This window comes from Streptomyces sp. H39-C1 (assembly GCF_027158125.1).
GTDB lineage: Bacteria > Actinomycetota > Actinomycetes > Streptomycetales > Streptomycetaceae > Actinacidiphila > Actinacidiphila fildesensis.
The window spans coordinates 17,054-34,262 of record NZ_JAPVLS010000093.1 but is presented as its reverse complement, the minus strand read 5'-3'; the positions used below and the strand labels follow the sequence as shown (position 1 = coordinate 34,262).

Sequence of the window (17,209 nt, the reverse complement as noted above, 5' to 3'; positions counted from 1 at the left end):
GCGATGGCTCTCAACCTCGTCCGCATCGACGCCTGGCTCACCGGCACCCCGCTCGGCGGTAGCTGGACCTCCCGCCTCAGCACACTCCGCCTCTCACTCACGCCACCGTGAATAGACCAGCAGAGTCTGGGATGCGTACACAGGGGTCATGCCGCGAGTGAGAGTTGGGCGGGTGCATGGTGACTGGCGCGCTGGGCGCCCGCTGGGTGGTGGCAGCGGACGATCACGGTCTGCCCTGGGTGCGCCAACTCCCGGCTTCCACCGGGCCGGTGCCTGCCGACATGGAGATCAGGCCGAGGACTTCGTCAATGTGATCAGAGCCTTGTGGGCGAGGGGTGCCTGCAAGGGGCTGAAGTGGGGATTGATGGCGAGGGCTGCGGTGAGGTCGGTCCGGGCGGCGGCCGGGTTGCCGAGGGATCGCTGGATCATCGCGCGGTGGTAGTGGAACAGTGCGCTGCGGGTGCCTTGGGCGAGGGCTTGGTCGGATTCGGTGAGGGCTTCGCTGTCCTGGCCGTTGGCGTGGAGGGCCCAGGCCAGGGCGTCATGGCTGTCGATGAAGGGGCGGCTGTTCAGGCCTTGCCGGGCGATGGTCACGGCTCGGGCGCGGTTGCCGTGGTCGGCCTCGAAGAGTGCGGCGTCGGAGTCGAGGGTGACGCCGTTGTTGGCGAAGAGCCGTTGTTCGGCGCGGAAGACCTCGTACTGCTGGTCGGCTTCCCGGGTGCGGCCGAGGGACTGGTACAACTCCCCCAGTTGGAGAACGTGCTCGGGCTGCGGGACGCGCTGGACCGCCCGGGTCAGATCGGCGATCGCCGCGGTACCGCGGCCCAGCGCCGCTTCGGCTCTGGCTTTTGCCTGGAGCAGCGAGGTGGAGGCGGGAGCGGCCCGCAGACCCGCCTCGGCCTCGCGGAGCCCGGTGGTCGGGTCGCCGTTGTTGAACGCGAGTTCGCTCAGGTAGTAGTGGGCGAACTCCTGGTCTGCCGGTCCGGCGGCGTCGTTGAGGGCTCGCTGCATGTCGGTGCGGGCGGTGGCGGTGTCGCCACGCAGTTCCGCCACGTAGGAGGCGCGGGACAGCGAAGGCGCCCCGGGTCGCAGGTCGACCATGCGTTGGACGGCGTCGGCGGCCTCGGTGTAGCGACCGAGTTGGGTGTAGGCGTCGGCGAGTGTGCCGTACAGCGAGGAGTTGTACGGGTTCACGGCGATGGCTCGTCGGGCCCAGTCCAGTGCTTGGTTGAAGTGGTGGCGTCCGGCTTCGAGGGCGGCCATGCCGCCCATCGCGGTGAAGTTGTCCGTCTTTTCGAGAGTGAGCGAGCGCTGAAAAGCCGCTTCGGCCTTGGGGTAGTACGTGGGGTCGGCGGTGGTCTTCGCTTGCTGGACGTAGTCGAGCCCCAGAGTGGCAAGGGCGGTCGCGTCATCGGGCTTGTGCCGTAGGTGGGCCTGGAGTCCGGTGATCTGGGCGGTGAGCGGATCGGCGGCCGTGCGGCCGGCGTCGGCGGATGAGCTTGCGTTGTGGCCGGTGGAGGAGGCGGGCCAGGGTGCCAGGCCGAGGCCTCCGGCGAGGAAGAGCCCGACACCCAGGACGATGGCGACGGCGGCCGGCAGGAGCCGCTGGTGCGCGGGGCGCCGGAAGGTGGGGGGCTGGGGGTCGTGCTCGCTCACGGCGCACTCCGGTTCACTGCTGCGGGTGGGGAGGGGCAGGAATCGTTGGGTGAACCGGCCCGGTGGTGGTCTGGGTGGCGTAGACGACGAGGTTGTCGCGGTAGCTGCCCTGCTGGCTGTCGTAGTCACCGCCGCAGGTGATCAGCCGTAGGGCCGGGGGGCCGCTGGTCGCGTAGACCTGGCCGTCGGGGATGGCGTCCTTGGGATACTCGCGCAGCGCCAGGACGGTGAAGCTGACCTGGGAGTGGTCGGCGCGTTCGACGGTTATTCGGTCGCCCGGCCGAAGAGAGGACAGGTTGTAGAACGCGGCAGGTCCGGTGGCGGAGTCGACGTGGCCGACGATGACCGCGGCGCCGGGGTCGCCGGGGAGCGGTCCGTCGCTCCACCAGCCCACCTGGTCGGGGTCGTCTGGTACGGCCAGGTGGCCGTCCTGCTGGACCCGCAGACTGGTCAGGGAGTGGTGGACACCGATGCCCGGGATGCTGATCCCCACTGGGCGGGCTGCTGGGGTGGCCGGTGCGGGCACGGTCGCGGTCTGCGGTATCGGCAGGGTGCCGACGTTGACGGGCGCGGGATGGCGTAGGGAACGGGCCAGCAGAGCGGTGCTGCCGCCTGCGGCCAGGGCCATGCCGGTGGCGACGGCGGCCGCGGCCAGCAGCCAGCGGGTGCGGGCGGGGCGCCCCCGCCCGGGCGGTGCGCCGGGGGGGCATGGCCCGGCCGCCGGCGCAGGCCAGCAGCGTGCCGCCGGCCGCGGCTGCCACCGGCATGATCGGGAGGTCCTGGAAGGCGGTGCCGCCGAAACCCGCACCGATCCCGCCGTCGGGCTGCAGGGAGTCGGCCTGGTTGACCGCTGCGGTGTTGGGCAGTGCGACGTAGGGGAAGGTCGCACCGGGCTGGCGGTAGGGGGTGTCCACGGCGTCACCAGCGGCGAGGGCCGGCACGATCTTGCCGGTTTGCGCGGCGCCTTCGAGGGCCTGCAGTTCGATGTCGACGACGTCGTCATTGAGGCGTCGGCCGTTGGGGAAGCCGCCCAGGTCACCGCCGAGGACGCCGAGGCGGTTCGGGTTGGCGGTCACCGGTACGGACATGTTCAGGCGCAGTTCCTCGGCCGGGGTGAACTTGTTCTTGTCGACGTCGGTGTTGAGGAGTTGCGAGTTGAGGTCCGCCTTGATCGGCCCGCAGGTTTTGCACACGCCGGTGAGGAAGATCTCGGCGAGGTCCTTGCGCGGGGTGGCGGGCGCGGGGATACCGTAGATGCTCTGGACGAGCTTGGGCACGATCGGGTCGAGGACCTTGTCCACGACCGGCTGCACGGTGTGGTCCTGGGACGGGTTCAGCGTGTTGAAGGCGTCCTTGTACTTCAGCGGGACGACTACCTCGTTGACGAGCGGATTGCCCAGTCGGGAGACCTGGTGCCAGCCGCCCTCGCCGCCCTTGTCGGGCTTCGGCATACCGTCCTCGACCGCTGCTCCTGAGCCCTTGTCGTCGCTCGAACTGTTGCCGTTCTTGCCCTCTCCGCCCTTGGAGGAGGGTGCGGTGACCGCGGCGCCCTGACGGTCGGTGGTGGACCACACGCCGATCACCGGGTTGCGGGTCGCGTCACCGTGCAGTGCCAGGTCCTTCTTGGGGACCTTGATGGCGATGGTGTTGACGTTGTAGCCGGCCAGGGTGTTGTGGCCGGACTCCTTCAGATCCCCTCCGTAGAGGAGGTCGAAGACCCGCAGGTCGAGGAAGAACGGGTCGGACGCCTGCCCGGCGTAGGTCTGGCCGCCGTCCGGCAGCGCGACGGTGGCCTGCTTGCGCAGCGAGGCGTAGTCGGGCATCGAGGCCTTGCCGACGTTCGACGGTGCCGCGGGGGCGTCCTTGAGGAGCGTTTTGGTGGCCCCGTGGGCGTCGGTTTCGGTCAGATCGTAGGTCTGACGGAAGTTCAGCGTCGGGTCGTCCAGGTTCTTCACCACGCCGGTGTTGTACAGGAACTGGTTCGCGTCGTCGCGGATGTGGTCGCTGAACTTCCAGGTGTAGGTGGTGTCCGCGTTGCCGTCGCCGTCGCTGTCGATCTTGATGTTGTAGCGGGCGTCGTTGGCGAAGGGGTAGAAGTTCGGGCCCCCGTTGGGTTCCTCGAACGGGATCCAGTTCGCCACCATCGTCACGGTGTCCGGGTCGTCCGGGCTGGTGAAGGCGTAGACGTCGGTGTTGTCGGCCTTCGGGTCACCCGCGATCAGCGGTGCCTCCCGGTGGCTGGAGGCGGAGCTGACGCCTGGTGTGAGGCCGGCGAGGGCGGCGGCGCTCACCAGGGTGAGGGTGCCGAGAGTGGCCAGTGCGCGTTCGGCGGTGCGGGCGGGCTTTCGGCGTGAGGGGGGAGAGGACTGCATGGGCCATCCGTTTCCGGTGGGGCCGCACCGGCCCCACGGGTCGGGGTCAGCACGGCGGAGAGCGGCGGACACTCCAGGCCGCAACGAAAAACGCGGCAACCGCACCGATCATCGGCGGCAGCCGTCCACGGATTCCGAAATGCGGCTTAAGCTACATATAAAGCACCACGGGTCGCGAGCTCCCGCAATCTGCCGGAGCCGAATGGGGCCGCCCGGGCCCCACCGCCGGCTTGGGAACGGCCCTCCCCCTTTCCGGTTGCTGCCGGACGGGCCGTCGGCCCAGGCCCCCCATCAGATTGCATCCTGCACCCGTGACCGCTGCCCGCCGCAGGGGCGAGCCGGTTCTCCGTGCCGCCTGAGAGGGCCTTCTACCGGGGCGCGGCTGCGGCCCCGCTGCTGCGCGCCGTTCCCGCGCGACGGGACCTCACGCAACCTTGCCGCTCCCGAAGGGCCTTCCCATGGCATCGCACCGCCCCATGCGGGGCACCGGTAGCCACCGGAGCCCAGGTCCATCCGCTCGGCAACTTCTCCGTCAACGAGAATCGGCATCAGCGCCGCCCGCTTGCCACCTCGGGACGAGGTGGACGCCACGATCTGGCAGTTCCCGGCGAGTTCACCCGGGCTACCGCGGGTTCGAGCACGTCGGTGCTGATCGGAGCTGACCCGCGAGAAGGGCGCTGACCCGGCTCAGAGCGTCTTGGGCCTGCGGCCGGGCCGCGAGGAACGCGGCAACCACAGGGTCGGTGCTCTCCAGAAGCGCCAGATGCCTGACCGCATGAGAAGCCACATGATCGACCGTCAGGTCGGGCGGCGCCGGATGGCCCGTCCTGTTGCTGCGGGCGATGGTGTGCGGATCCGCCAGAGGACGCGCGGGACGATCAGGGTCGGGATCGGGGTGGACGACGTAGGTCAGCACGATGGCCCCCTCGTCATCGGCACGCCAACTGGTGGAGTGCACGAGGTGGTGGTCGCCGTCATCGGGAAGGCCGGCCAGTCGGCGGGCCGCGCGATCAGGAGCCGAGGACCGGCCGAGCGCGGTCAGCAAACGGCGGTACGCGAAGCCGGTGACCGCGTCGTACCGCAGTAGCAGCGCTTCGACCAGGACTGGGGGCGTCGACGCGGCGCCGGGCGTCCGGCTCATCATCGGTGCCCGTCTGCGGAGGGCGGCAAGCAGGCAACCATGCGTCGACTCCAGGACCGTGGGGGAGCCGCCGGGATGCTGAAGCGGCCCGCCGCCGATTCTATTGCCACTACGTCGCAGTTGCATGTTTTAGGCATCAGGTCATGGGAGGGACCTCCGCAGGCCCGGTGGGCTCGTCCGCCCCGATCGCCGCGGTGTGGTCACCCGGCAGGAGCTGCCACCGACTGCTTCGGGCATCGTCGCGAATCCGTACACCGCCTGCGGCAAGGGACGTACGCAGACGGTCGGCAAGGTCGTAGGCCCCCTGGGCCCGCAGGGCCCCGCGCAGGTCGAGCAGCGGGTCAAGGACCCTGCCCAAGGTGCGCTCCGGCTCCGCCATGCCCTGCTGAGCGGGGGCGACGAGCTGGCGGATCATTCCGCGCAGGATCGTCCGCGCCCACTCCTGCCCGCCTTCGTCCTCCTCCGTGTCGCCGGACCACGAGCTGATCTCCGCCTCCAGTTGCAGAATTGCCGCCACCATCCCGCCGGCGTCACGAGCCGCCCGCGCCGACTCGAAGAGCGTGTCCGCGGCGGTGACGGCTTCCTGGAGGGTGACTGGCCCGCCGACAGACGATGGCGCATCAGGCTGGACTGACTCGGTCGCCTCCCAGAGTCCGGGCGAGTGGGTCGCCGCAATACCGGCCACGAGGCGCCGCAATCGGTCCAGCGGCACAACGGTGCCCGAAGGGATCACCGTGACGGCCCCGCGGCGCCGGACCGTCATCACTCCACGGCCCCATACCCGCGCACTGCCGGCGCCGAGATCGATGACGACGGCGGTGTGCTCATCAATGCCGAGGACGGCGCTTTCCCCTGGCAGGTGCTTTTCCAGAGCGACCAGCCTCGTCTCGCCGAGGTAGCAGAAGCGGGTGTCGTGTGTACCGCCCTCGGCGTTGTCGTAGTGCGGTATCACCGCCACCGGAAGGCCGAGACTCTCCAGCAGGTCCAAGCCGTCCAGCCACACCGGCGGGTGCCCGGCTTTGTAGACTTCGTACACGGGCAGTGCGACCAGCCCCACCGTGCACGCGGCCGCAGAAGCCATCACCGTCACCCCACGGCCCCGCCGCACTCGGTCGGCCAGGGCCTGTCCAAGTCCCTGCTCCTGCCACCGCCGCAGCGCGTATGAGGGACTGCCGGGGCCGCAGAACACCCAGGCGGCTCGGTGTAGTTGATCGTGCAGGGTGTCGGAGTCGACCTCCGCCGGGACATCGGCGTCCGTATCAGCCATCACCGTGGTCACGAGCCCCACGCTGCGCCGGAAGTACTCCCGGGCCCGCGACGAGATGTCCTCACGGTTCACCTGGAACCCGTACGGGGTCTCCAAGATCACTGCCTCGGCGCCCGGCTCCAGATGCGCCACCAACTCCCGGTGCAACGTCACCATCGTGGGACTGGTTTCCCCCGAACCCATCAGAACAAGAAGCCCCTGCCCGGCATCCATCCTTGATCCCCAACCCTCGCAGTCGAGATCTCCGGAAAGCCGTATCCGTACCCCACGAATCTTCCAGTGATCCTGGGACACCGGTTGGCCGGATATACGGCCGAAAGACACCGCATCGCAAGCGCGCGGCCTGCCTCGTTCGCTGCTGCTGTCGGTTGGTCCTCTTGGCGACCCGCGGTTCTGGCTGAGTAATGTGCGCTCCGCTCGCACCTGGCGGACAACCAGCAGATCTGCGGCACGCTGCTGCACCTGGACTTCGGGGCCCACCTGACGTCGGACGACAATGCAGTGGGTCCATCGCGCTGGCTCCGGGCGCCGGACCGCGTTTCCCGGACCAACGTCCGAACGCCCGATAGGACACCGGCGGGTTGTGGGAGATCGCCGAGCCGCTGATCCCGCCGTCGAAGGTGTGGCCGCAGGGCGGCGGGACGCAGGACACGCCTGATGAGACGCTGTTCGCCGCAATCGTCCACGTGCTGGTCAGCGGATACGCCTGGCGGGCGTTGCCACCCTGTTTCGGGATGTCGAGGTCGACGGCTCACCGCCGATTCGTGATGCGGTCACGGGCCGCAGTGTGGAGCCGGCTCCACGAGAGGATCCTGCACCGCCCCAATGACGCTGGCCTGCTCGACCTCTCACGCGCGGTCTCCGACTCCGCTCAGCGAGCTGAAGACCCGGCGCGCGGACGCCCTCACTCTGCAAGGACGCGTCAGCCAGGCTCAACTGGTAGCGCCTCGAAGCTCAGGTACGTGTCGAGTGCCGCCAGTGGATTCCCGACGCCGCCAGTGGACTGCTGGAGCGAACCTCAGAATTTCGTCGACTGCGGCCCCAGGCAAACGGTTTTTGGGCGACGCACTCGATCGCCACCGAGGAGGAGGCACGGGTGGCTGGTAGAACAGCCGTATTGTCCAACTTGAGACCGACGCCCCGCCTTCCGCGGGAGTTACGAAGAGTCCCGCGCCGCGGCGATCAAGCAGCGACTGGCGAAGGAGCGGGCACGGCAGAAGTCGCCGGGCGTACTGGAGCCGCATGCAGCGCTCAACGACATGGCCACCGGTGAGCCTGTTCTGTTCTGCGGAATATGGCTGACTATTCGTCTTCTCGGCATCCTCCTGGGTGCACTCGGCACCGGACGGGTGGCGCCGCACGACTGCACGCTGCTGCCGCGGGTGCTCTTCTGGACCGGCTGCGCGTCCTGTCTCTTGGCTCTGACCTTGCCGGTGCTGGCGGCGCAGCCGCACCTTGAGGCGCGTGGCGGCCGGGCTGTGGTCGCTTATGAGCGGATCTGGCAGCAAGCCCCCCGCTACTGCCCTGGTGCCGGCTGCCCGCTGGCCTGGATCCTGCACCAGGCCCGCTACCCCTCCACTACGGCACAGGCCTGATACCACGGGTTGTTTTTTGGCAGCCCGAGGGTGGGCAGTAGCGCGCGGTGTGTTTCCCGCCGTGGGTGGCCGGCGGGAAACACACCGTGGTGAGGGGTGGTTAGAGGATGCCCCCCAGGAGCCCGCCGAGCAGGCCGCCACCGTAGTAGCCGTTGTTGTAGCCGCCCTGGTAGTTGTCGAAGCCGGTGTCGTACCCGCTGTGGTAGCCGTTGCTGCGGCCGCCGTAGTTGTGGCCGCCCTTGTCGTCGCTGTGCTCGTTGCCGTTCTCGTCGCACTGGTTGTCGTCGTCCCAGTGCCGGCCCTCGTGGCTCTGGCCGTGTCCGCCGTGGTGGTGTCCGTCGGACGCCAGGGCCACGGAGGCCGGCGCCGCCTGCGGGGTCGCGGCGTGGGCCGACCCGCTGAGGGAGACCAGGGCGGCAGCGGACAGGACGGCGGCAGCGGCGCTGCGAGCAAGTACTTTCTTCACGATCAAACTCCCAAAAGCGGGGTGAGTGGGTCATCTTGGACGCTAAAGGGGAGGGGGTGATCCGGCGCGGCGGAATGGGCCATCGGATGCAAGGGCAGGCCGCACAGGAGCCGTGGTCGCCGGATATCAGCAGGACGCGCCCGACTGTCTCCTAGCCGAAGCGTGTCGGGCGCGCCTGCGTGCGGCCGGCGACGGCCGCGTTCCCGGTGCCGTGGGCCGGAGCAGCCATGTCACGGGCACCGGGCGGGAGGAAGGTGGTCATGCGTGCGCGCGACCACCTTGCACTCATCGTGCACCGTGCTGCCCCGGTCGCCCGGCCGACACCCCGATGCATACAGTCGACCCGACCCCCGACGGACCCTCCGCAGGAGGTGCTGGCTCCTGGGCCCTCTGGTACCTGCGGGTTTCCCTTCACCAGCGTGTTCGGCTGTGGTGTTCAGCAGGGGACAGTGGTGTGTCCCGCGCCGCTGGTGCCGCCATTGGTCGGTGCCGCCGTCGGTGGACACGCGGTCCTGGCCGCCCAAGCCTCCGTCAATGCCGCTACCGGCATCACCTACGTCGCCGACACCGCCTTTACCGCGGGTGCTTCCCGTGGCCGCCGGTAGGCAGGGGTTGGCGGCCATGGGAGGGCGGGAGGCGGTGGTCGGCGGTGAGGTCGGCGTGGCAGGGGCTGGTGGCTCGCGCGTGGGAGGGCGCCCGTGCCGGGCGCGCGGGTGGGTCGTTGGGCTGGGTATGAGTGCGAGCGATGACAGAGTTGTGCCGGGCGACGTCTTCACCGTGGCGGCTGTGCCAGATGACACCTTCACAGGTATGCCGTACGACGCCTTCGTGATGTTCGCCGGGGTGCAGGGCTCGTACCTGTCTCAGCCGCATCCGCGCGGAGTGTGTGACGACGATCAGTGCCCGCGGTTTGGGGCCCCGCCGGGTGGTGCGCTGATGGACTTTTCGATGGTGGAGCGGCGGCGCGGTTGCCGGAACCTGACCGGCCCCGAGCGGGATCTCGCGCTGCGCTTGGCGGCGCGCGCGGACCGGTTGCGTACCGATGCCGGCCGGGAGGGCGGGGAAGACATGGGCGTCGCGGAGGCGTTCGCTCTGGCGGCGGTCTAGCTAGGCCTGTAACCATCCGTAGGCAGCCCCGCCGGCTGAGGATGTCCGCCAGGCGGCCGAGCAGTCTGCCCGGGTGCGGGAAGGGCGGCCCGATGCCTACGCTGGGCTGTCTTCCTCACCACCGGGGGCCAGGAGTCCGGCTACCCGTGAGGGGGCGGGCAGCCCGTGAGGGTGACGTCGTAGAGGCCGTGTGGTGCCCTTCCTGCCGTGTGGGGTCGTAGTGGTAGGCGTCGGTGGTGATGTTGTCCGTGCCGCGTACGTGTAGGCGGCACGGAGTGCGGCGGCGGCCTGGGGTACGGGGGCCACTTGAAGGGCTGGGTGTCGTCACAACCGCATGAACGAGCCGTATGGCAGGGCATGTCGCCGTATCTGTCCAGGTGAAGCTGGGCCCTGGATCGGATGAGGCTCCCGGCGGTGGCACCTTTGCCGTGGAGTCGATCCGGGTGGACCTGTGTAAGGTCCACCCGGCGACGAGTGTGTGGCGGGACGTTAGATGTAATAGCCCGTCCAGTTCTGCTCGCGGGGCAGATCCGGGGCGCAGGACCACAGGGTGAGCACCGTTCCCTCGGCCATGTTTCCGCCGTAGTTGGTGATGCACTTGCCGCCGAAGAGGGTGAAGGTGTGTCTCGTGGTGGAGGAGAACTCCTGCGGGGATCCGTAGGAGTAGTCGCACGTCCACAGGGTCAGGACGGCGCCGTTGGTGCCGCTTCCATTGCCCGAGGGGGTCAGGCACTTGCCGCTGACCTTGTGCACCAGGTGGTTGCGGTCCCAGCCCCACTGCTGCAGGTTGCTGCCGGTACAGTCCCAGGTGGTGATCTTGGTGCCGTTGGATGTCCCGTTGCCCTGCGGGGTCATGCAGTCGGTGATGACTGACCAGTCGTTGGAAACGACGCCCCAGCTGTTCACGGAGGCGCTGGCCGGAGCGGCGGAAAGGGCGGAAAGACCGCATAGGGCGAGGACTATGGTCAAAAGCGAAGCCATCTTGCGCATGCTGTTCCTTGCTCATGAGAAACCGGCACAGCGCAGGCAGCGGATGTGACGCGCGGCCAGCGGCACCGGTACGGGAATGGTCTGCTCTGCTGCGTGTCTTGGCTGCACGGGACTCGTGCCACCTACATGCGAGGTGAGATGCGACAAACTACCTGTCGCTCTGCAGACATTACAAGATCTTTAGAAGAGCTGTTGGGGCGGGTGGTGGCCAGTTTCTCTGGGGTCAGCTCTGGGTAGGGCTGGACAGGCGCAGCAACTGCAGCAGTGGCAGGCCGAAGAGGAGGAAGGGAGCGCACCGGTTGTTCCGCAGTGCGCGACACCGGGCTGCGAGCAGCTGGTTGATGCGCCGGTGGACTGGTACACCGACATCACCGTCCCACCCCAGGACGGCACCTACTGCGGGCCCTGCCGCCACGGCCAAGCCTTCCCGAACCGCGGGCTGCGTGGGGCGCTGCGCCGGATGCGGAAGGCGTCGAGTGATGTGTAGCTGTCACGGCGGGTGTCACGGCCGGTGGCCCGCTAACCGCTGACACGTCTCTGACCTTGGCGGATACCCCTCAACTCCCCCTTTGCAGCGGGGGCGGGGGTGACAGCGTGACACTGATCGAGGGTCGGGCGGGGTTCGGCGGCCGGTTGTCGATCTTGCTCGCGCAACGGATCGTTTCGTTTGTGAGAAATTCGGGTTGCGAATCCCGCTTGGCTGAGTGTTAAGTTCATCTGCTTTGCTCCGAGCGGAAGGAAAGCAAATGGACGTCCCCTCCTTGCACAACCAGTTTCTCAGCGACGCGCTTCCTCGGATCCGGCAGGATGCGCGCGTGGCTGGCGTGGCGATCACCGGGTCCATCGTGGGAGGCCGCTCCGATATCTACTCGGACGTGGACCTGATCCTGGTCATCGATGAAGAGGCGTACGACGTGGTCATGCGGGAGCGGTTCGCGCTGATCGGCTCTTGGGCCTCCTTGGTGGCCGGATTTACCGGGGAGCATGTCGGCGAGCCGCGCGTGATCATCACGCTCGTCGGGCCGCCTATCCTGCACGTCGACTTCAAGTTCGTCCGGGCCTGCGACTTCGCCGAGCGGACCGAGGACCCGGAGATCCTGTGGGACCGGGACGGCCTGCTGGCCGGCGCTCTTGCCCAGCAGCCGCCAGTCACTCCGGCGTTCGACCTCCAATGGATCGAGGACCGGTTCTGGATCTGGGTGCACTACGGTGCGACGAAGCTCGGCCGCGGGGAGCTGTTCGAGACCATCAGCTTCCTCACCTACCTGCGCGAGACCGTACTCGGCCCCCTGGCCGCCCGCCGGGTGGCCGCGATCCCCCGCGGTGTACGCCATTTGGAGTCCAGCGCGCCCGAAGAGGCGCGCAACCTTCAGGCAACGCTGTGCGGCTACGACCGCCACGAAGCCGGACGGGCGCTCCTCGCCACCGTCGATCTTTACCGCCGATGGTCCGACGCCGGTGAAGCGATCGTTGAACGGCGCCACCACGCCGAGAAGCTCGCCATGCAGTACCTCCACGACGTCATCGATCAAGGCTGCTGACTGAAGCGGGCTGAAGTACCTCACCACCTTGTCGGCCCAGATTGACGCGGGCAGTGACGGTGATGGTGCCTGCCTCGCTCATGCCGCACATCATCCTGTCCCGGCCGTCCCGGCTGCTCTATCCGCTGCGGTTCACGAACGGCTAGGGAGCGCAGATCGAGAGTCGGGGTGGTCGCGGACTGTTACTGGGGCTGCGCCCTTTTGAGAAGGGCAACCGCAGTCGGAGCCGGAATGGTCTGCGCGGCGGGTGGGCGGGCAGTCCGTGAGGGTGACGTCGTAGAGGCCGTGTGGTGCCGTTCCTACGGTGTGGGGTCGTAGTGGTAGGCGTCGGTGGTGATGTTGTCGGTGCCGCGTACGTGTAGGCGGTCGCGGAGTGCGGCGGCGGCGGCCTGGGGCGGGACGGTCAGGAGGTTGAAGTCGTGGGCGGCGCGGGCGAGTACGTCGTCGACCGTGACGCGGGTGGGTTGGCCGGGTGTGGTTCGGCGGCGGGCGATGGTGATCGACCAGTCGGCGGCGTTCGCCAGTTGTCGGCGGAGGTGCTCGGCGGCGGTGGTGGGCGTGCTTTTGGAGCGGCGGAAGAGGCTCATCGCTAGTCCACTTCGGTGGGGCGGATGGTTGCGGGTGTGGTGGTGCGCGGGTGCTTTTCGATGGCGCACGCCTCGTACTCCCGCGCGGTGACGGCGGCGCCGGGCGTTGCCGTCACCGCATCTCCTGTGCGAGTGCGTCCAGGCGATGGGGCAGCCCCCGCACCGGTGTATCAGCACCAGTCCGGGGCCTGAGAGCACCGCTCCACCTGACTACCTCAGGGAGTAGTGATCCTGTGATGGATCGTATCGGCACACCGGTAGGCATGATCACAGCGGCTCATGGGCCGCGAACCTTTCCGCGCCTCGCCGCCGGCCCGTCGGCCGGGAACCGCGGGCGCCCTCACACCTACCAAGGGCGTGACCGGCCACCTGCCTGGCGCCACTTCGCCGGCACAGGTCTGACCGGCGCTGCAACGATGGCGTGCTGCACTGCTGCACGCCAGATGTTCCCGGCGGGTGTCACCTGTGCTGCCCGCTCTTCTCACTTGGCCAGGGCTGCGTCTTCGGCGGGGTAGAGGAAGGGTTTAGTCGGCAGCATGTCCCTGGTCGCGCCAGTCCCGCAATTTCCCGATCGCCTCGGCGGTGGTGTGCCAGCAGGTGGCCAACACCTGGTTCACCAGTCCGGCTTGCTCTCGGTTGGCTGTCAGCCCTCTGGGCCTGGACGGCATGCCGTTCGGCCTGGCGCTGGCCGTGGTGCGTCTGGTCGGTATGCGTACTGGTAGAGCGTGACGTGGTGTGCCGCCTCGCGGCCCCGGTTGTACGGCTCGAGGAGGTGGTCGGGCATGGGGGTGGTGTGGGTGAGGCAGAATTCGATGACGCCCAGGGCGAATGCGTGCTTGTGTGAGCAGGGTGCCGACTCGTCGTCCCAGTCGTCCCAGTCGGCCCACGGCCACAGCCCGCCGATGCGGTAGCGGCCGTGCGGGTCGGGCCTAATGTGTGCGCTGGCGACGCCGTCCGCAGCGGTCGTCCAGCTGAACCGGAGGACCGGACCTTCCCAAGCGGCACGAAATAGGCTGATGTCTCGGTTGACGTCATCCACCAGCTGATCGACGATCGCGCGATCGAAGGCGATGGAATCGTAGGGGCTGGTCTCTCCGGAGACGGCACCCGGGTAGGGGCCGTGCTGCGTCCCCGCGATGGTGAACAAACCGACGGATTCGTGGGCGTCTGTCACGTCACTCCTCGGGCACTGATGGACGCTTCTGGTGACGTCATGCCCATTTGACCGCTGTTCGAGCACGCGAACAACGTTGAGTACGCATGAGTCTACTCCGTGACGCTCCCCTAGGGCGGGTCCTTGAAGGTCGGTGATTCCCGCTGAACGTCTGTGCAGGGCACAGGGCGACCGGTTTGTTGCCCCACATGTGTCGACATGAACGCCTGCGGAACGCGTCGTAGCCCCTGCCGCTCATGGCTTCTGCGTCGGCCCGTTTCCAGCAGATGACGCAATCGTCATGGGCGGGCGCGGCTGCGCTGCAGCCGGAGGTCCGTGACCGGCCGCCCTGGGCGGTCCCCGTGAGCACCGCTGCTTCCCTCGGGTCGGGAGCCGTCACGACCAGCAGGTCGATTTTCATCCGTGCATTCTTCACGGGCCTTTCATTACATTGACGACTGTTCCGCCCCTGGACCCCGTGACACCGTCAAGGCCTCAACCGCCGGGCGAGGGAGCGCGATGAACGAGGGGTACGCGGTTTTCTGCGACGCAGACCGTCAGTTCTACGACGCTCCCTACCGGCTGTCCGCCGACGGCCGGGGCCGAGGCGCGATGTACCCGCCGCTGGGACGCGAGTTGCCCGACGGCTGGCAGCAGCACCGCTCGGGGGACTGGCTGGCGTTCCGGCCCGTCGAGACGAATTTGCCCTTCCAGGGGTGGAAGATCCACGTATCGGCTTGTCTGGACAACGCCGAGTCCATTCTTTCCCGTGTCTGGGACTACTGCGTCCCCCGCTCCATCGCGTTCAAGTGCATGCCGAGCAGGTACCTCCTGCACACCCGGAACGCCAAGTACGGTGACCGGAGCGGCAGCGGGAAGTTCATCACGATTTACCCCACGGACGACGAGCAGTTCCGCACCGCCGCGGAGGATCTCAACACGCTGCTGGGCGCTGAGCCGGGTCCGTACATCCTCACCGACCTGCGCGTCGGGGCCGGCCCGGTGTACGTGCGCTACGGCAGCTTCACCGAACGTAACTGCTACGACGACCAGGGCCGGTCGTGTCCCGCCATTGAGGACGACCAGGGCCGCTTGGTTCCCGATCGTAGGGATCCCACCTTTCACGTACCGCAGTGGGTCACTCTCCCGAAGTTCCTGCGGCCCCATTTGGAGGCCCGCGCCGCGGCTACCGTGACCGACCTGCCCTACCGGTTCGAGCGTGCCCTGCACTTCTCCAACGGCGGCGGGGTGTACGTCGGGACGGACTTGCGCACCGACGCACGGGTCGTCCTTAAGGAGGCCCGCCCGCACGCCGGGCTGGCCGCCGACGAGGCGGACGCCGTCACCCGGTTGGAGCGCGAGCGCGACGCGCTGCTGCGGCTGACCGGGCTGGGGTGTACACCGGAGGTCCATGACTGGTTCACTGTCGGGGATCACCAATTCCTGGCCCTGGAGTTCATCGAGGGACGCCCGCTCAACAGTTTCTTCGCCCACCGACACCCGCTGATCGAGCCGGATCCCAGCCCGGAGAGCCTGGCCGAGTACACCGCGTGGGCTCGGCGGGTCTACGGGCTGGTGGAGCAGGCGGTGGCAGCCATCCACTCGCGTGGTGTGGTCTTCAACGACCTGCACCTGTTCAACATCATGATGTCCGAGGACGAGTCGTCCGTGGTGCTGCTCGACTTCGAAGCCGCCTCCGTCGACGACGTCAACAGTCGCCAGGTGGTGGCCAACCCCGGATTCGTGGCCCCTGCTGACCGGCGCGGTTTTACGGTCGACACCTACGCACTGGCCTGCTTACGCCTCGCACTGTTCCTGCCGCTCACCAGCCTGTTCGCGGTCGACCGCGCCAAAGCACGCCACTTGGCGGAGATCGCCGCCGAGCAGTTTCCCGTACCGCGCGCATTCCTCGACGAAGCGGTCGAGGAGATCGTGCGTGGCCACAGCGCCCCGCATCCGCGCAGCGGAGGGGCGGCGAGCGCTGAGGCCAGCTATCTCCCGGTCGCCCTGGGTGACTGGCCTGCGTCCCGAGACTCCATGGCGGCGGCCATCGCCGCCTCAGCGACCCCGGACCGCGAGGACCGGATCTTCCCCGGCGACATCGCGCAGTTCTCCGTTCCCGGTGGCGGCGCCTGCTTCGCCTACGGGGCGGCCGGTGTCCTGCACGCCCTCGCCGAGACAGGCGCCGCACCCTCACCCGTCGCCGAGGAATGGCTGCTGCGCACCACCAAGTCACCAGCCTCCGGCACGCCGCTGGGCTTCTACAACGGCCTGGCGGGCGTCGCCTGGGTCCTGGAACGCCTGGGACACCGCGAACGCGCCCTCGATCTCGCCGACCTGATCACTTCGCAGAACTGGGACGGCATCAGCCCCGATCTGCACGGCGGCCTGGCGGGTATCGGGCTGGCCCTGGACTCATTGGCCGCCAGCACGGGGGAGGGCGCTCTGCGCGACCACGCCCTGCGCTGCGCCCAGTTGGCAGCGGACACCACGCCCCAGGCCGCCGGCGGGCGCCCCACGGTACGCGCCGGGCTCCTACACGGCGCCACCGGCACAGCGCTGATGTACCTGCGCTTGTACGAGCGGTCCGGTGACGGCGGTCTACTCGACCTGGCCGCCGAGGCGCTCCGCCATGACCTGGCGCGCTGCGTGCGTGCGGTGGGCGGCACCCTCCAGGTCGATGAGGGACGGCGCACCATGCCATACCTCGGCGCGGGCAGCGTGGGCATCGGGATGGTCCTGGACGACTACCTCCCGCACCGCTACGACACGCGGTTCGACCAGGCGCGCGGCGAGATCGTGCAGGCCGCGCAGGCCAAGTTCTACGCCCAGCCCGGACTGTTCCGCGGAGCGGCCGGCATGGTCCTGCACCTGGCGCGCACCACCACCGGCGGACCCGGCACCCACAGTGCGGACCTCCGCCGCCAGATCGACTCCCTGGCCTGGGGCGCCGTCCCTTACCAAGGACATCTGGCCTTCGCCGGCGAGCAGATGATGCGCCTCTCCATGGACTTGAGCACCGGCACCGCCGGCTGTCTCCTCGCACTAGGCAGCGCCCTGCACGACACTCCCGTGCACCTGCCCTTCCTCCCGCCACCACGGCGGCCCCAGAGCCGGCCCTCCCTTCAGAGGACCGAAGCACAACCCCGTCCCCACCAAGCGAAAGGAACATCATCATGACACTCCTTGACCTGCAGACCCTGGAAACCCCGGCCGCCGAGGACATGGGCGAGCTCGCCACCGGCGGCAGCCGCGCGAGCCTGCTGCTCTGCGGCAACAGCAGCCTGAGCGTCACCACCTGCAACTGACCTCACAGGTCACCAGCCGCGATGTG

General features: G+C 68.6%; 14 protein-coding genes and 2 pseudogenes. 7 read left to right on the top strand and 9 right to left on the bottom strand.

Going from position 1 to position 17,209, the window contains the following annotated elements; translation table 11 throughout:
• Positions 1–288: 288 nt before the first annotated feature.
• From O3W51_RS39390 to O3W51_RS39370, 5 genes and pseudogenes are all read right to left on the bottom strand, one after another.
• On the bottom strand, positions 289–1,656 hold the full coding sequence (locus tag O3W51_RS39390; RefSeq protein ID WP_244808916.1) for a tetratricopeptide repeat protein: 1,368 nt from the start codon (positions 1,654–1,656) through the stop codon (positions 289–291).
• Positions 1,657–1,669: 13 nt separating this feature from the next.
• Complete coding sequence (locus O3W51_RS39385; protein ID WP_187145231.1) at positions 1,670–2,284, bottom strand: class F sortase; 615 nt, start codon at positions 2,282–2,284, stop codon at positions 1,670–1,672.
• A 55-nt stretch (positions 2,285–2,339) separates the two neighbouring features.
• A pseudogene (locus O3W51_RS39380) lies at positions 2,340–4,028 on the bottom strand (DUF4331 domain-containing protein); the annotation flags it as partial.
• 622 nt (positions 4,029–4,650) lie between these two features.
• Positions 4,651–5,295, bottom strand: a complete 645-nt coding sequence (locus O3W51_RS39375) for a hypothetical protein (RefSeq protein WP_269288660.1) — start codon at positions 5,293–5,295, stop codon at positions 4,651–4,653.
• Positions 5,296–5,305: 10 nt separating this feature from the next.
• A complete protein-coding gene (locus O3W51_RS39370; RefSeq protein WP_269288659.1) occupies positions 5,306–6,592 on the bottom strand; it encodes a hypothetical protein in 1,287 nt (428 codons plus the stop codon).
• A gap of 425 nt (positions 6,593–7,017) precedes the next feature.
• On the opposite strand from O3W51_RS39370, the pseudogene O3W51_RS39365 reads away from it, so the two are divergent.
• Together O3W51_RS39365 and O3W51_RS39360 are read left to right on the top strand one after the other, a co-directional pair.
• Positions 7,018–7,318, top strand: a pseudogene (locus O3W51_RS39365) (transposase); the annotation flags it as partial.
• Between the two features lie 377 nt (positions 7,319–7,695).
• Positions 7,696–8,031 carry a hypothetical protein gene (locus tag O3W51_RS39360; protein WP_138358094.1) on the top strand — a complete coding sequence of 112 codons (336 nt, stop codon included), beginning with the start codon at positions 7,696–7,698 and terminating at the stop codon, positions 8,029–8,031.
• Positions 8,032–8,131: 100 nt separating this feature from the next.
• Here O3W51_RS39360 and O3W51_RS39355 read toward each other — a convergent pair whose 3' ends face one another.
• The gene (locus tag O3W51_RS39355; protein ID WP_138358096.1) at positions 8,132–8,497 is read right to left on the bottom strand and encodes a hypothetical protein; all 366 of its coding nucleotides are present in this window, start codon (positions 8,495–8,497) and stop codon (positions 8,132–8,134) included.
• A gap of 810 nt (positions 8,498–9,307) precedes the next feature.
• Here O3W51_RS39355 and O3W51_RS39350 point away from each other — a divergent pair.
• Positions 9,308–9,604: a hypothetical protein gene (locus O3W51_RS39350; protein ID WP_138358098.1), complete on the top strand. Its 297-nt coding sequence runs from the start codon at positions 9,308–9,310 to the stop codon at positions 9,602–9,604.
• Positions 9,605–10,093: 489 nt separating this feature from the next.
• On the opposite strand, the gene O3W51_RS39345 is transcribed toward O3W51_RS39350, so the two are convergent.
• Positions 10,094–10,585, bottom strand: a complete 492-nt coding sequence (locus tag O3W51_RS39345) for an RICIN domain-containing protein (protein ID WP_187144661.1) — start codon at positions 10,583–10,585, stop codon at positions 10,094–10,096.
• Between the two features lie 358 nt (positions 10,586–10,943).
• On the opposite strand from O3W51_RS39345, the gene O3W51_RS39340 reads away from it, so the two are divergent.
• Together O3W51_RS39340 and O3W51_RS39335 are read left to right on the top strand one after the other, a co-directional pair.
• Positions 10,944–11,081 carry a hypothetical protein gene (locus O3W51_RS39340; protein ID WP_187144660.1) on the top strand — a complete coding sequence of 46 codons (138 nt, stop codon included), beginning with the start codon at positions 10,944–10,946 and terminating at the stop codon, positions 11,079–11,081.
• A gap of 259 nt (positions 11,082–11,340) precedes the next feature.
• Positions 11,341–12,135: a nucleotidyltransferase domain-containing protein gene (locus tag O3W51_RS39335; RefSeq protein WP_269288656.1), complete on the top strand. Its 795-nt coding sequence runs from the start codon at positions 11,341–11,343 to the stop codon at positions 12,133–12,135.
• 299 nt (positions 12,136–12,434) lie between these two features.
• Here the strand turns inward: O3W51_RS39335 and O3W51_RS39330 are convergent, their stop codons facing one another.
• The gene (locus O3W51_RS39330) at positions 12,435–12,722 is read right to left on the bottom strand and encodes a hypothetical protein (protein ID WP_269288655.1); all 288 of its coding nucleotides are present in this window, start codon (positions 12,720–12,722) and stop codon (positions 12,435–12,437) included.
• 643 nt (positions 12,723–13,365) lie between these two features.
• Positions 13,366–13,896: a hypothetical protein gene (locus O3W51_RS39325; protein ID WP_138358106.1), complete on the bottom strand. Its 531-nt coding sequence runs from the start codon at positions 13,894–13,896 to the stop codon at positions 13,366–13,368.
• A 498-nt stretch (positions 13,897–14,394) separates the two neighbouring features.
• Here O3W51_RS39325 and lanKC point away from each other — a divergent pair, with 498 nt between their 5' ends.
• Positions 14,395–17,055 carry a class III lanthionine synthetase LanKC gene (gene lanKC, locus O3W51_RS39320; protein WP_138358108.1) on the top strand — a complete coding sequence of 887 codons (2,661 nt, stop codon included), beginning with the start codon at positions 14,395–14,397 and terminating at the stop codon, positions 17,053–17,055.
• The gene (locus O3W51_RS39315; RefSeq protein ID WP_138358110.1) at positions 17,052–17,183 is read left to right on the top strand and encodes a SapB/AmfS family lanthipeptide; all 132 of its coding nucleotides are present in this window, start codon (positions 17,052–17,054) and stop codon (positions 17,181–17,183) included. Before lanKC ends, O3W51_RS39315 begins: the two co-directional genes overlap by 4 nt.
• The last annotated feature ends 26 nt before the right edge of the window (positions 17,184–17,209 follow it).

Coding starts and splice junctions, on each gene's coding strand:
- O3W51_RS39385 (WP_187145231.1), bottom strand. CDS start 2,284: ATGGCCCTGGCCGCAGGCGGCAGCACCGCTCTGCTGGCCCGTTCCCTA.
- O3W51_RS39375 (WP_269288660.1), bottom strand. CDS start 5,295: ATGCAACTGCGACGTAGTGGCAATAGAATCGGCGGCGGGCCGCTTCAG.
- O3W51_RS39370 (WP_269288659.1), bottom strand. CDS start 6,592: ATGGTGACGTTGCACCGGGAGTTGGTGGCGCATCTGGAGCCGGGCGCC.
- O3W51_RS39360 (WP_138358094.1), top strand. CDS start 7,696: ATGGCCACCGGTGAGCCTGTTCTGTTCTGCGGAATATGGCTGACTATT.
- O3W51_RS39350 (WP_138358098.1), top strand. CDS start 9,308: ATGCCGTACGACGCCTTCGTGATGTTCGCCGGGGTGCAGGGCTCGTAC.
- O3W51_RS39345 (WP_187144661.1), bottom strand. CDS start 10,585: ATGGCTTCGCTTTTGACCATAGTCCTCGCCCTATGCGGTCTTTCCGCC.
- O3W51_RS39335 (WP_269288656.1), top strand. CDS start 11,341: ATGGACGTCCCCTCCTTGCACAACCAGTTTCTCAGCGACGCGCTTCCT.
- O3W51_RS39330 (WP_269288655.1), bottom strand. CDS start 12,722: ATGAGCCTCTTCCGCCGCTCCAAAAGCACGCCCACCACCGCCGCCGAG.
- lanKC (WP_138358108.1), top strand. CDS start 14,395: ATGAACGAGGGGTACGCGGTTTTCTGCGACGCAGACCGTCAGTTCTAC.
- O3W51_RS39315 (WP_138358110.1), top strand. CDS start 17,052: ATGACACTCCTTGACCTGCAGACCCTGGAAACCCCGGCCGCCGAGGAC.